The organism is Novosphingobium sp. PY1 (genome assembly GCF_017312445.1).
Taxonomy (GTDB): domain Bacteria; phylum Pseudomonadota; class Alphaproteobacteria; order Sphingomonadales; family Sphingomonadaceae; genus Novosphingobium.
In genome coordinates this window covers 774,806-786,883 of record NZ_BLTI01000008.1, presented here as the reverse complement: position 1 = coordinate 786,883, position 12,078 = coordinate 774,806, and the positions used below count along the sequence as shown (strand labels likewise).

16 protein-coding genes are annotated in these 12,078 nt (G+C 64.0%); all 16 read left to right on the top strand.

The genetic code is table 11. From position 1 onward, the window contains the following. Window positions 1–306 (top strand): 30S ribosomal protein S14, encoded by a 306-nt coding sequence (rpsN, locus tag J3474_RS15120; RefSeq protein ID WP_207094711.1) that lies wholly within the window; start codon window positions 1–3, stop codon window positions 304–306. A 14-nt stretch (window positions 307–320) separates the two neighbouring features. After that, on the top strand, window positions 321–716 hold the full coding sequence (rpsH, locus tag J3474_RS15115) for a 30S ribosomal protein S8 (RefSeq protein WP_013832934.1): 396 nt from the start codon (window positions 321–323) through the stop codon (window positions 714–716). Beyond that, the gene (gene rplF, locus J3474_RS15110) at window positions 716–1,249 is read left to right on the top strand and encodes a 50S ribosomal protein L6 (RefSeq protein ID WP_013832935.1); all 534 of its coding nucleotides are present in this window, start codon (window positions 716–718) and stop codon (window positions 1,247–1,249) included. The genes rpsH and rplF overlap by 1 nt, the downstream gene beginning before the upstream one ends. Next, window positions 1,249–1,587 carry a 50S ribosomal protein L18 gene (rplR, locus tag J3474_RS15105; protein WP_007011856.1) on the top strand — a complete coding sequence of 113 codons (339 nt, stop codon included), beginning with the start codon at window positions 1,249–1,251 and terminating at the stop codon, window positions 1,585–1,587. Before rplF ends, rplR begins: the two co-directional genes overlap by 1 nt. 2 nt (window positions 1,588–1,589) lie before the next feature. Continuing rightward, window positions 1,590–2,306, top strand: a complete 717-nt coding sequence (gene rpsE / locus J3474_RS15100) for a 30S ribosomal protein S5 (protein ID WP_007011855.1) — start codon at window positions 1,590–1,592, stop codon at window positions 2,304–2,306. Window positions 2,307–2,312: 6 nt separating this feature from the next. Next, on the top strand, window positions 2,313–2,489 hold the full coding sequence (gene rpmD / locus J3474_RS15095) for a 50S ribosomal protein L30 (protein ID WP_013832937.1): 177 nt from the start codon (window positions 2,313–2,315) through the stop codon (window positions 2,487–2,489). 212 nt (window positions 2,490–2,701) lie between these two features. Further along, window positions 2,702–4,162 (top strand): hypothetical protein, encoded by a 1,461-nt coding sequence (locus J3474_RS15090; RefSeq protein ID WP_207094710.1) that lies wholly within the window; start codon window positions 2,702–2,704, stop codon window positions 4,160–4,162. 116 nt (window positions 4,163–4,278) lie between these two features. Continuing rightward, window positions 4,279–5,502, top strand: coding sequence for an ankyrin repeat domain-containing protein (locus J3474_RS15085; RefSeq protein WP_207094709.1), 1,224 nt, complete (start codon window positions 4,279–4,281; stop codon window positions 5,500–5,502). Between the two features lie 137 nt (window positions 5,503–5,639). Further along, the gene (rplO, locus tag J3474_RS15080) at window positions 5,640–6,119 is read left to right on the top strand and encodes a 50S ribosomal protein L15 (protein ID WP_013832940.1); all 480 of its coding nucleotides are present in this window, start codon (window positions 5,640–5,642) and stop codon (window positions 6,117–6,119) included. A 210-nt stretch (window positions 6,120–6,329) separates the two neighbouring features. Continuing rightward, window positions 6,330–7,697 (top strand): preprotein translocase subunit SecY, encoded by a 1,368-nt coding sequence (gene secY, locus J3474_RS15075; RefSeq protein ID WP_007011850.1) that lies wholly within the window; start codon window positions 6,330–6,332, stop codon window positions 7,695–7,697. A 36-nt stretch (window positions 7,698–7,733) separates the two neighbouring features. Next, window positions 7,734–8,381 carry an adenylate kinase gene (locus J3474_RS15070; RefSeq protein ID WP_207094708.1) on the top strand — a complete coding sequence of 216 codons (648 nt, stop codon included), beginning with the start codon at window positions 7,734–7,736 and terminating at the stop codon, window positions 8,379–8,381. A 110-nt stretch (window positions 8,382–8,491) separates the two neighbouring features. Further along, on the top strand, window positions 8,492–9,151 hold the full coding sequence (locus J3474_RS15065; protein WP_207094707.1) for an SRPBCC domain-containing protein: 660 nt from the start codon (window positions 8,492–8,494) through the stop codon (window positions 9,149–9,151). A 314-nt stretch (window positions 9,152–9,465) separates the two neighbouring features. Continuing rightward, window positions 9,466–9,834, top strand: coding sequence for a 30S ribosomal protein S13 (rpsM, locus tag J3474_RS15060; protein ID WP_007011847.1), 369 nt, complete (start codon window positions 9,466–9,468; stop codon window positions 9,832–9,834). Between the two features lie 60 nt (window positions 9,835–9,894). Then, complete coding sequence (gene rpsK, locus J3474_RS15055; protein ID WP_007011846.1) at window positions 9,895–10,284, top strand: 30S ribosomal protein S11; 390 nt, start codon at window positions 9,895–9,897, stop codon at window positions 10,282–10,284. Window positions 10,285–10,392: 108 nt separating this feature from the next. Next, window positions 10,393–11,451 carry a DNA-directed RNA polymerase subunit alpha gene (locus tag J3474_RS15050; RefSeq protein WP_207094706.1) on the top strand — a complete coding sequence of 353 codons (1,059 nt, stop codon included), beginning with the start codon at window positions 10,393–10,395 and terminating at the stop codon, window positions 11,449–11,451. 114 nt (window positions 11,452–11,565) lie between these two features. Continuing rightward, the gene (gene rplQ / locus J3474_RS15045) at window positions 11,566–11,988 is read left to right on the top strand and encodes a 50S ribosomal protein L17 (protein ID WP_013832944.1); all 423 of its coding nucleotides are present in this window, start codon (window positions 11,566–11,568) and stop codon (window positions 11,986–11,988) included. The last annotated feature ends 90 nt before the right edge of the window (window positions 11,989–12,078 follow it).

Genomic DNA, 12,078 nt, shown 5'->3' with positions numbered 1-12,078 from the left:
ATGGCGAAACTGAGTTCCGTGAACAAGAACGAGCGTCGCAAGAAGCTCGTCAAGAAGTACGCAGGCAAGTATGCGCGCCTCAAGGCGATCGCTGACGATGAATCGCTCGACGAAACCGAGCGTCTCATCGCCCGCCTGAAGCTGGCCGAGATCCCGCGCAACGGCAACCCGACCCGGGTTCGCAACCGCTGCGCCACGACCGGCCGTCCGCGCGGTTACTACCGCAAGTTCGGCCTCTGCCGCGTCGAGCTGCGCGATCTTGCCAACAAGGGCATGATCCCCGGCGTGACGAAGTCGAGCTGGTAAGGGGCATATAGAAAATGGCTATGACCGATCCCCTGGGTGATATGCTCACCCGCATCCGCAACGGCCAGCGCGCCAAGAAGGACTCCGTCCTGTCGCCGGCCTCCAAGCTTCGTGCACGCGTGCTCGAAGTGCTCCAGCGCGAAGGCTACATCCGTGGCTACAGCGAAGATGCCACCGGCGCTCACCCGCAGCTGCGCATCGAACTGAAGTACTTTGAAGGCGAGCCCGCCATCAAGCACGTTCAGCGCGTTTCCAAGCCTGGTCGCCGCGTCTATTCGGGTTCCAAGGAACTTCCGATCGTGCGCAACGGCCTTGGCATCACCATCGTCTCGACGCCCAAGGGCGTGCTTTCCGACGCGGAAGCCCGTTCGCAGAACGTCGGCGGCGAAGTGCTTGCGGAGGTGTTCTGATGAGCCGCATCGGCAAGAAGGCGGTTGCGATCCCCGGCGGTGTCACCGCCGCGATCGACAACGGCATCCTCTCGGTCAAGGGGCCCAAGGGCGCCCTGACCATGGGTCTTTCTGACCAGGTGACCTACGCGGTTGAAGACGGCACCATCGCGGTGAAGCCGATCAACCAGTCGAAGCAGGCCCGCAGCCACTGGGGCATGCAGCGCACGCTCGTCGCCAACCTGATCGAAGGCGTGACCGAAGGTTTCTCCAAGGTCCTCGAGATCAAGGGCGTCGGCTACCGTGCGCAGGCCCAGGGCAAGAAGCTCAAGCTTCAGCTCGGCTTCTCGCACGATGTCGACATCGACGTGCCCGAAGGCATCGAGATCAAGACCCCGGACAACACCACGGTCGAGATCTCCGGTATTGACAAGCAGAAGGTCGGCCAGATTGCGGCCGAGATCCGTCGCTGGCGCAAGCCCGAACCCTACAAGGGCAAGGGCATCAAGTACCGCGGCGAGTTCATCTTCCGCAAGGAAGGGAAGAAGAAGTAATGGCAAAGCTTTCCCTTTTCGAACGCCGTCGCCGGCGTGTTCGTACCGCTCTGCGTGCCCGTGGCGGCGATCGTCCGCGTCTGTCGGTGCACCGCACCGGGCGTCACATCTATGCGCAGATCATCGATGATGCGCAGGGCCGCACCGTGGCTGCCGCCAATACCCTTGGCGGCAAGGGCACCGACGTCGACGCGGCTACCCGCGTCGGCAAGGAGCTCGCCGAGGCTGCCAAGAAGGCGGGCGTGACTTCCGTCGTGTTCGACCGTGGCGGTTTCCTGTTCCATGGCCGCGTCAAGGCGCTGGCCGAAGCCGCCCGCGAAGGCGGGCTGGAGTTCTGATCATGGCTGACGAAAACACCAACCCCGAACAGCCGATTGCGGCTGAGCACCCGCAGGGCGGTGAGCCGCAGGAGGCCCGTGAGGGTCGCGGTCGTGGCGGCCGTGGTCGCGGTGATCGTGGCGAGCGTGGCGGCCGTGGCCGTCGCGACGACCGTCGCGGCAATCGCAACGAGGAAGATGGTGGTGAGGAGCTGATCGAAAAGCTCGTCCACATCAACCGCGTTTCGAAGACCGTGAAGGGCGGCAAGCGCTTCGGTTTCGCTGCTCTCGTCGTCGTTGGCGACGGCAAGGGCCGCGTCGGTTTCGGCCACGCGAAGGCTCGCGAAGTTCCCGAGGCGATCACCAAGGCCACTGCTTCTGCCAAGAAGAAGATGGTCCGCGTGCCGCTCAAGGAAGGCCGCACCCTGCACCATGACGGCAAGGGCCGTTTCGGTGCCGGCAAGGTCAACGTGCGTACCGCCCCGGCCGGTACCGGCATCATCGCCGGCGGTCCGATGCGCGCCGTGTTCGAGAGCCTGGGCGTTGCTGACGTCGTGACCAAGTCGGTCGGTACGTCGAACCCCTACAACATGATCCGCGCCACCTTCGACGCGCTGACCAACCAGACTTCGCCGAAGTCGGTTGCCCAGCGTCGTGGCAAGAAGGTTGCCGACCTCCTTGGTCGTGGCGGTGCCAGCGAAGCAGAGGCCGAGGCCGCTGCCGAAGCCATCGTGGAGTAATCAACCATGGCCAAGATCAAGATCAAGCAGATCGGTTCGCCGATCCGTCGCCCCGAGAGCCAGAAGAAGATCCTCATCGGTCTTGGCCTCGGCAAGATGCACAAGGTCGTCGAACTCGAGGACACCGCCGAAGTTCGCGGTGCGATCGCCAAGCTGCCCCACATGGTGGCCGTGGTCGACTGACCTGCTCGTCGGTTCTCCCTTGCGGGGAACGGTCGAGAGACATTCGAAAAGGGCTCCGGCGGCGACGTCGGGGCCCTTTTTCCTTGGCCCGTTGCGCGATTCGCCGCGTCGCGCTTTGATTACGCGGACTTGCCGGTTAGGACTGCGCCTCGGGGCGGCCCGCCGATGGCGCATCGGGCTGCGGGCGATGAGGGCAGGGGGCTTTTGCCGAGATGAAGCAATCACGGTTCCCGGCGTGGTACGGGATCATCTTCCTGCTCGTTGCACTCGCCCTGCGCGCCAGCACATTCGGCGACCCCAACCTCCACGTCGACGAGACGTTCTACCAGACCGTCGGCATCGCCATGCACGAGCAGCATGCGGTGCCCTATGTCGACGTCTGGGACCGCAAGCCCTGGGGGCTGTTCTTTCTCTATTACCTGATTGCCTTCATTTCCTATGCCCCGCTGGCCTACCAGCTGGTGGCAACGGTCTTCGCGGCGGCGACGGCGTGGGTGATCGGTTCGATCGCGAGTTTCTGGAACCGGGCGCAGGGCGGTCTTCTTGCGGGAATCGCCTATCTGTTATGGCTGGAGCAGGAGCAGGGTTTCGGCGGCCAGTCCCCGATCTTCTACAATCTCTTCGTGGGAGGTGCGGCGCTGCTGGTCCTGCAGGCGGTGCCGGACCTTCGCGAAGGAAAGCCGGGTTGGCGTCCCTATGCAGCCATGCTGCTGGGTGGATGTGCGATCACGGTCAAGCAGACCAGCTTCTTCGAGAGCGCCTTCCTCGGCCTCTATAGCGCCTGGACCTTGTGGCACTCACCGCTTCCGCGCCGCAGGGTCTGCGCGATCATTGCATCGTGGGCGCTGCTGGGAGCTGCGCCGATGCTGGCGATTTCGGCCTGGTACTGGCTGGAAGGCTACTGGGCGATCTACTGGCACGCGATGGTGACATCGAACCTGGCCAAGCCGAAAGTCTGGTTGGCCTCCGGTATCCGCACGATCCTCATGTTCATCAGGCTTGCGCCGTTTCTCGTCATGGGCGTGCTCGGCATTCCGAAGATGGTTCCGCTGCAGCGCCAATTCATGGCTTTCTGGCTCCTGGCGGCGACCTTGGGGCTGCTCTCGGTTCCCAATTTCTACGTTCATTATGCCCTGCCGATCCTCGTGCCGCTCACCATCGTCAGCGCGGGACTGCTCCAGGGACGTATCGCCGGGCCCATCGCCATGGTAGTGCTGGGCTTCCTCGCGTTTCGCGAAACGTCGGTGCTGGACTTCGAGCATGCCCGGCGCTCGCGCGCGGCGATGGCGCAACTGGCCAAGGCCGTGCGGGCGCATGACGATGGCGGCCCGCTGTTCGTCTACGACGGGCCTTTCCAGCTCTATCACCTGACCGGGCACCGCTTCGTGACCCCGCTGGTCTTCCCGCATCACCTTGCCCAGACGATAGAGAAGGACGTCAGCCACCTCTCCACCGCAGGCGAAGTGCGGCGGGTCCTGGCCGAGCGTCCCAGCACCGTCGTGCTCGCACCAAAGCCGCGGCAGGATCCGGTCAACTGGGAGACGCTGGCGCCGGTGCGCGCCTATATCCATGCCAACTGCCGCCTCGTTGCCCGCGTGGAGACGCCCGAGTGGCTCCTCTCGAGCAAGATGGACGTCTGGGCGGACTGCAATCGGCAGGGCAGGGCGAAATAGCGCCTGTTCGCGCCGGCCTGCCTCTCGTGACACCTTCCTCTGTCCGCCCGCTGTGCTAAGGGCGCTCGCAAGCCCCGGGCGCCGCACCGGGGCCGGATCTCCAGACGAGGAATACCTTGGCCAGTCGTTCTCTTGCCGTTTCGCTTCTCTGCCTGACGCTGCTTGGCACGGCCGCCTGCGATACGCGCCCGGTCAGCGAAGATAACCGCGACGCCAATGCGCTGGAAGCGATCGGCAGCGAGAGCGCCTGCATCGACGAACTGTCCGATCCCGAACTGCTGCGCATGCAGCGCAAGGTGGACGATGCCCTGCGCAAGGCGCTGCTGGAGGGCAAGTCGCTCGATCCGGCCGCTCAGGCAGCCGAGGCTCTGGATCGCGGCGATTTCCGCCTGGCCGGGGCGCTTACCGCAAAGGGCGTCTCCACTTCGGTCTATGGCGCGCAGTGCCGGATCATGGGCGGGTTGAGCGCGCGCGCGATCCGCGCCGTGTCGTTCATCGACGGGGTTCCCGCCGACCAGCCAAAGATCGACTACCTGACCCGCGCCGAGACGTTCGCGCGGGCCTACAACGCGGCGATCCTGGCTGACGAGCGCTACCCTTATGGGGACATCTGCCGCAAGTTCGACGGCAAGGTCGAACTCGGCGAGGACGGCACGCTGCAGGTACAGGGCGCCGGGCCTTCCGATCACGCATTCGGTTTCGCCGATCTCGGGCCGGTGCGCTCTGCGCCGACCCTTGCCGAACTGGCACGGCGCGGTTCGGTCAGCCGCCTCGACGGCCTGCTGCGGTCCGGTCAGTACGACGTGAACACGCCGGACCTGTTCGGCATGACGCCGCTCGCCTGGGCGATCGCCTATCGCCGCCGCGGCGCTTCCGACCTGCTGCTGCGGGCCGAATCGAGCCCGGGCGGATCGCGCTGCCAGACGATCTATGACCGCCGCTCGCCGATGCAGGTGGCGCGCGTGCAGCAATGGGTGGGCATGCTGCGCCGCATGCAGCCGCTGGTGACCGAGGACGATTTCAACGCGCTGCAGGAACTGCCGCGCCTCTCCGATGGCGATATCGACCGGTTCAACCACGGGCTGACGCAGCTCAACGACAGTTTCGCCGAGCAGTTCAGCAAGAACCGGTATCTGACCAAGCACCGGATCTATTTCACGGTGAACAGCGATGGCGAATCGACCGGCTGCCGCATCGAGCCTTCGACCGACTATCCCGACTACGACGAGAAGATCTGCGCGCTGGGCCTCGATGTCCTGCACTGGAAGCCGGCGCGCGGCGTCTTCGGCAACGTGATCGATGGCGAGGCTTCGCTGATTGTCGGGGTGCGCTCGCGCTAGGGGCGATGCCCGGGCCCGGGCATCTGGGGCCCGGTGAAAGGGGCGCGCGGGCGAAAGGGGGGTGACATTCGCCGCCCGATCCCCTAAGGGGCCGCCTTCCTATCAAGCGCGACCTAAAGCGAAAGCGAGTGCAGACTATGAAACTGAATGATATCCGCGACAACTCGGGTGCCCGTCATCGCCGTATGCGTATCGGCCGTGGCATCGGCTCGGGCAAGGGCAAGACCGGTGGCCGTGGCCAGAAGGGTGCGAAGGCACGTTCGGGCGTTTCGATCAACGGCTTCGAGGGCGGCCAGATGCCGCTCCACATGCGTCTTCCGAAGCGCGGCTTCTCGAACAAGAAGTTCGCCAAGGACTTTGCCGAAGTGAACCTGGGCATGGTCCAGAAGGCGATCGACGCCGGCAAGCTCGACATTTCGGGCACCGTCGATCACGCCGCCCTGAAGACCGCTGGCCTGGCCCGCGGTGGCAAGGACGGCGTCCGCCTGCTCGGCAAGGGCGAGCTGACTGCCAAGGTCGAATTCAACGTCGCCGGTGCCTCGAAGGGCGCCGTTGCCGCGGTCGAAAAGGCCGGTGGTTCGGTGGTGCTTCCCGCCAAGGAAGCAGCCGAAGCCTGAGGCAAGGCGGTAAAGTGATCTGATGATCCGGAGAGGGCGGGCGCCAGGCGCTTCGCCCTCTCATGCTGTTCAGTCCACGGTTTTTCGAGACAGGGGTTTTCGCTCCCGCCTCGAGAACTATATGACGAGTTCCTGTCCCGGGGTTCGACAAGCCGGCATGCAGCCGCTAAGGGCGACTCCGATAAGATTCTTCGAGGCATCCCTAACGTCATGGCATCTCGCGCCGACAACATCGCAAGTTCGCTCAGTCTTGCCAATTTCTCCAAGGCAACCGAACTCAAGAACCGCATCTGGTTCACGATCGGTGCGCTGATCGTCTTCCGCTTCCTGAGCTTCGTGCCGCTGCCGGGTGTGAACCCGCTGATTCTCGAATCGCTCTACAGCCAGACGCAGGGCGGCATTCTCGACCTGTTCAACACCTTCTCGGGCGGTTCGCTTTCGCGCATGAGCCTGATCGCGCTCGGCGTGATGCCTTACATCACCGCCTCGATCGTGGTGCAGCTGGCCGCTTCGCTCCATCCGGCGCTGATCGCGCTGAAGAAGGAAGGCGAGGCCGGCCGCAAGAAGCTGAACCAGTACACCCGCTTCGGCACCGTTGGCCTGTGCGCGATCCAGGGCTACTTCCTGGCTGTCAGCCTCGAGGCCTATGGCGCGTCGAGCGGCCTGCAAGCGGTCGTCGATCCGGGCTTCATGTTCCGCATCGGTGCGGTCATCTCGCTGGTGGGCGGCACGATGTTCCTGCTGTGGCTGGGTGAGCAGATCACTTCGCGCGGCATCGGCAACGGCGTATCGCTGATCATCATGGCCGGCATTGTCGCGCAGATGCCGACTTTCGCCAGCAACCTGGGTCAGGCCTACAGTGCGGGCGACACCGGTTCGTTCCTGATCATGGCGCTGATCGTCCTCATCATCGCGATGATCCTGATGATCTGTTTCATGGAGCGCGCACAGCGCCGCCTGCTGATCCAGTATCCCAAGCGCGCCACGCAGCGCGGCATGATGCAGGCCGACCGCAGTCACCTGCCGCTCAAGATCAACACCGCGGGCGTGATCCCGCCGATCTTCGCCAGCTCGCTGCTACTGCTGCCGCTCACGATCACCCAGTTCGCCGGCAATTCGCTTTCGCCGGAATCGACGATGGGCCAGATCGTGGTGACGCTGAACCAGTACCTGGGCCACGGCAAGCCGCTCTACATGCTGCTCTACGCAGCCGGCATCGTGTTCTTCTCGTTCTTCTACACCGCCGTCGTCTTCAATCCGGAAGAGACTGCCGAGAACCTGAAGAAGAACGGCGGCTTCATCCCGGGCATCCGTCCGGGCAAGAATACCGCGACCTATCTCGACTACGTGCTGACGCGCGTAACGGTGATCGGTGCGATCTACCTGACCATCGTCTGCACGGTACCTGAGTACTTCCTGTCGATGACCGGCTTGCCGCTGCTCTTCATGGGTGGCACGAGTCTGCTGATCGTCGTCAACGTGACGGTCGATACGATCACCCAGATCCAGTCTCACCTGCTGGCGCACCAGTACGGCGACCTGATCAAGAAGGCGAAACTGAAAGGCCGCATCCGCTAAGGGGCGAGCGCCGGACATATAACTGAGGGGTAAGGCGTGAATATCATTCTGCTGGGTCCGCCGGGAGCGGGTAAGGGCACCCAGGCACAGCGTCTCGTCGAGCGGCACGGCATGCGCCAGCTTTCGACCGGTGACATGTTGCGTGCGGCAGTGAAGGCGGAAACGCCGACCGGGCTCGAGGCCAAGGCCGTCATGGAACGAGGCGAGCTGGTTTCAGACGAAATCGTGTCGGCGCTGATCGGTGACGAACTCGACGCGATGGGCCCCGATGCGGGCGCCATCTTCGATGGCTATCCGCGCACCGCGGCGCAGGCCGAATCGCTCGATGCGATCCTGGCGCAGCGCGGTCGCCAGCTCGACCATGTGATCGAGCTGGTGGTGGATGAGGACGCACTGGTCGAACGCATCACCGGTCGCTTCACCTGCGCCACCTGCGGCAAGGGCTACCACGACAAGTTCGAGCAGCCCAAGGTTCCGGGAACCTGCGACAAGTGCGGCGGAACCGAGTTCAAGCGCCGTCCCGACGACAATGCCGAGACCGTGCGCACGCGCATGGCCGAGTACCGGGCCAAGACCGCGCCGATCCTGCCGATCTACGAATCGCGCGGGATCGTTGCGAAGATCGACGGCATGGCGGACATGGACGACGTGACCGCAGCGATCGAGGCCGTCCTCGGTTCCTGATCGTGCCTGACGGGTGAAGGGCAGGGGCCTTGCGGCTCCGCCTCTCACCCGGGACCGCCTCCGCCGCCTGTGCGGAGAAAGGCCGGAAACCTTCCAGGAGAACCGCTCCGATGAAATCCGCTGCATTCGCTCTTGCCCTGGCTCTCTTCGGGAGCGCCGTACCGGCTTGGGCGAAAGTGGCGGAAGTGTCCGAACGCGGTTTCGTGGTGCGCCACCTCGTCGAGGTTTCGACCAGTCCGGCCAAGACCTGGGACATGATCCTCGATCCCGCCAAGTGGTGGGAATCCTCGCATACATGGTCGGGCGACGCGGCCAATCTTTCGATCGATGCGAAAGCGGGCGGGTGCTTCTGCGAAGTGCTGCGCAACCCCAAGTCGCCCAATGCCGCGCCGCGCGGCAGCGTCGAGCACATGCGGGTGGTCTACATTGAAAGCGACCGTGCGCTGCGCATGGTCGGGGCGCTGGGACCATTGCAGGCCGATGCCGCCAACGGCACCCTGACGATCGAGATCAAGCCTGCCAAGGACGGCACGCAGATCTTGCTCGAGTATGTTGTAGGCGGTTTCCTGCGCACGCCGATGGACAAGCTCGCCCCGGCGGTGGACGGCATGCTCGGTGCGCAGCTGGCAAGCCTCGCCGGAAAGCTGGGGGGCGCGTTCTCGGCCGCTTTCCCGCTGCCCGAAGACAAGCCCGCCAAGGCGCCGGAGGCTGAACAGGCCGGTCCGCCAGAGCCGCCTGCTGCCACCGGCGACGAAATTATCGGTCGCTGATGGAGGGCGCGCGTTTTGACAAATTTTGACTGCGCGCCGTGGATACGGTAGTAAGTGAACACAGGTTGAGCGCTGGCCGCCATACAATGGCGGACACGGCACCGTTTATCGTCCGCTGGACGTTGACAGGTGCTGCGAATCGTTTTAAGCGCGCCCTTCACTCGAAAACCACGGTAGTCCGGATGGCTCACGCCGCGCGTGTCAAAGGCATCGTGTGGTACGCCTTCTGGGCTTTTGCCGTTTCCTCGGAATTCGGGTGGCAAGCGTTGAGATGGAGGGCGTCCAAGCGTCTTCTGTGGAGCATGGAGATTTAAGTGGCTCGTATTGCCGGGGTGAACATCCCCACCAACAAGCGCGTTATCATCGCGCTCACGTATATCCACGGTATCGGTCGTACCAAGGCCGTTGAGATCGCCGACAAGCTCGGCATCGATCACACCCGTCGTGTTCAGGACCTCTCGGACGCCGAAGTGCTCCAGATCCGTGAAACCATCGACGCCGACCACCTGGTCGAGGGTGACCTTCGTCGCGAAACCGCGATGAACATCAAGCGCCTCATGGACCTCGCCTGCTACCGCGGCCTGCGTCACCGTAAGGGTCTGCCCGTTCGCGGCCAGCGCACCCACACGAACGCCCGTACCCGCAAGGGTAAGGCCAAGCCGATCGCCGGCAAGAAGAAGTAAGCCTGACGGGCCGTTTCGGCCCTCGGTTTCCGCAGCGATTTATCGACAGGATACACGGACATGGCACGCGAACCCCAGCGCATTAAGCGCCGCGAACGCAAGAACATCACGAGCGGCATTGCGCACGTCAATGCGAGCTTCAACAACACCATGGTGACCATCACCGACGCCCAGGGCAACGCGATTTCGTGGTCCTCGGCCGGCATGATGGGCTTCAAGGGCAGCCGCAAGTCGACTCCCTATGCTGCCCAGGTCGCCGCCGACGACGCCGGCAAGAAGGCCGCCGAGCATGGCGTGCGCACCCTCGAGGTCGAGGTCAAGGGTCCGGGTTCGGGCCGCGAGAGCGCCCTGCGCGCCCTGCAGGCCGTCGGCTTCACGATTACCTCGATCCGCGACGTGACACCGATCCCGCACAACGGTGTCCGCCCCTCGAAGCGCCGCCGCGTCTGATCGAGTTATTCCGGGCAACGAACCGGTCGTTGCCCGGCCTTCGGATCGTCCCAGGCCTTTCCACCCGGCCTGAGGACGTAACCGCCATCGAAATCCCAGGGGAAGTCCATGACTGTCAACATCAAGAACTGGCAGGAACTCAAGAAGCCGAACAGCCTTGAGATCAAGCCGGGACCAGACCCCAAGCTGAAGGCGACTTTCGTTGCCGAACCTCTCGAGCGCGGCTTCGGCCTGACGCTCGGCAATGCGCTGCGTCGCGTACTGCTCTCCTCGCTTCAGGGCGCGGCGATCACCTCGATCAAGATCGAGAACGTGCTGCACGAGTTCTCTTCGCTTGCCGGTGTGCATGAAGACGTCACGGACATCGTCCTGAACGTCAAGCAGATCGCGCTCAAGATGCAGGGCGAAGGCCCGAAGCGTCTGCAGCTTTCGGCAACCGGTCCGGCCGAGGTCAAGGCTGGCGACATCGTCGTCACGGGTGACATCGAGGTCATGAACAAGGACCTCGTGATCTGCCACCTCGACGAAGGTGCGACGCTGAACATGGAACTGACTGCCGACACCGGCAAGGGCTACGTCCCCGCCGTCGGCAACCGTCCCGTCGATGCGCCGATCGGCCTGATCCCGGTCGACTCGCTCTACTCGCCGGTCCGCCAGGTCAGCTACAAGGTCGAGAACGCCCGTATCGGCCAGGAGCTGGACTTCGACAAGCTGAGCCTGAGCGTCGAGACCGACGGCACGGTGACCCCGGAAGATGCCGTGGCCTATTCGGCGCGCATCCTTCAGGACCAGCTGGCCCTGTTCGTCCACTTCGAGGACATCGCCCCGGTCGGCGCTCCGCAGATGATCGGCATGGCCGCTGCGCAGCCCGAGGAAAGCGACACCAACCAGCTCAACCGTTACCTCCTCAAGAAGGTCGACGAGCTTGAACTGTCGGTGCGTTCGGCGAACTGCCTCAAGAACGACAACATCATCTACATCGGCGATCTCGTGCAGAAGACCGAGGCCGAGATGCTCCGTACGCCGAACTTCGGCCGCAAGTCGCTCAACGAGATCAAGGAAGTCCTTTCCTCGATGGGCCTGCGCCTCGGCATGGACATCCCGGGCTGGCCGCCTGAGAACATCGAAGAGATGGCCAAGAAGCTCGAACAGGAGCTCCTTGGATAAGGAACCAGTCGACCCGGCGCGAGCCGGGTCGATGCTTTGGGCGAAAGGTGGCGGCCCTGACGGCCACCTGGATCGGGCTACCTCGCACGGGCCCCCTACGAACGGAGAATGAACATGCGTCACAAGTACGGTCAGCGTAAGCTGCAGCGCACCTCGGGCCACCGCGCCGCCCTTCTGCGCAACATGGCTGCCGCGCTCATCAAGCACGAGCAGATCCAGACCACCACGCCCAAGGCGAAGGAACTGCGTCCCTACATCGAGAAGCTCATCACGCTCGCAAAGCGCGGTGGCCTTTCGAATCGCCGTCTGGCCCACTCGCGCCTGATGGACGAGGCCCAGGAAAAGAAGCTCTTCGAAGTTCTGGCCGAGCGCTATGCCGGTCGCAGCGGTGGCTACACCCGCATCATCAAGGCCGGCATCCGCGCTTCGGACGCCGCCCCGATCGCGATCATCGAGCTGGTCGACCGTGACGTCGACGCTAAGGGCCAGGATTCGGGTCCGGTGATGAACGAAGCCGAGGAATACGCCGAGGCCTGAGCCCGGTCGCATTCATCGACAAGATTGCGTGAGCGGTCGCGAGTGCTAGACTCGCGGCCGCTCTTGCGTTTGGGATTGGGAGAGAACGAT

Bases quoted from the DNA above. Each gene is read 5' to 3' on its own strand.
- rpsH (WP_013832934.1), top strand. From the start codon at position 321: ATGGCTATGACCGATCCCCTGGGTGATATGCTCACCCGCATCCGCAAC.
- rplR (WP_007011856.1), top strand. From the start codon at position 1,249: ATGGCAAAGCTTTCCCTTTTCGAACGCCGTCGCCGGCGTGTTCGTACC.
- rpsK (WP_007011846.1), top strand. From the start codon at position 9,895: ATGGCACGCGAACCCCAGCGCATTAAGCGCCGCGAACGCAAGAACATC.
- rpsN (WP_207094711.1), top strand. From the start codon at position 1: ATGGCGAAACTGAGTTCCGTGAACAAGAACGAGCGTCGCAAGAAGCTC.
- rplF (WP_013832935.1), top strand. From the start codon at position 716: ATGAGCCGCATCGGCAAGAAGGCGGTTGCGATCCCCGGCGGTGTCACC.
- J3474_RS15050 (WP_207094706.1), top strand. From the start codon at position 10,393: ATGACTGTCAACATCAAGAACTGGCAGGAACTCAAGAAGCCGAACAGC.
- secY (WP_007011850.1), top strand. From the start codon at position 6,330: ATGGCATCTCGCGCCGACAACATCGCAAGTTCGCTCAGTCTTGCCAAT.
- rplQ (WP_013832944.1), top strand. From the start codon at position 11,566: ATGCGTCACAAGTACGGTCAGCGTAAGCTGCAGCGCACCTCGGGCCAC.
- rpmD (WP_013832937.1), top strand. From the start codon at position 2,313: ATGGCCAAGATCAAGATCAAGCAGATCGGTTCGCCGATCCGTCGCCCC.
- rpsE (WP_007011855.1), top strand. From the start codon at position 1,590: ATGGCTGACGAAAACACCAACCCCGAACAGCCGATTGCGGCTGAGCAC.
- J3474_RS15065 (WP_207094707.1), top strand. From the start codon at position 8,492: ATGAAATCCGCTGCATTCGCTCTTGCCCTGGCTCTCTTCGGGAGCGCC.
- rplO (WP_013832940.1), top strand. From the start codon at position 5,640: ATGAAACTGAATGATATCCGCGACAACTCGGGTGCCCGTCATCGCCGT.
- J3474_RS15090 (WP_207094710.1), top strand. From the start codon at position 2,702: ATGAAGCAATCACGGTTCCCGGCGTGGTACGGGATCATCTTCCTGCTC.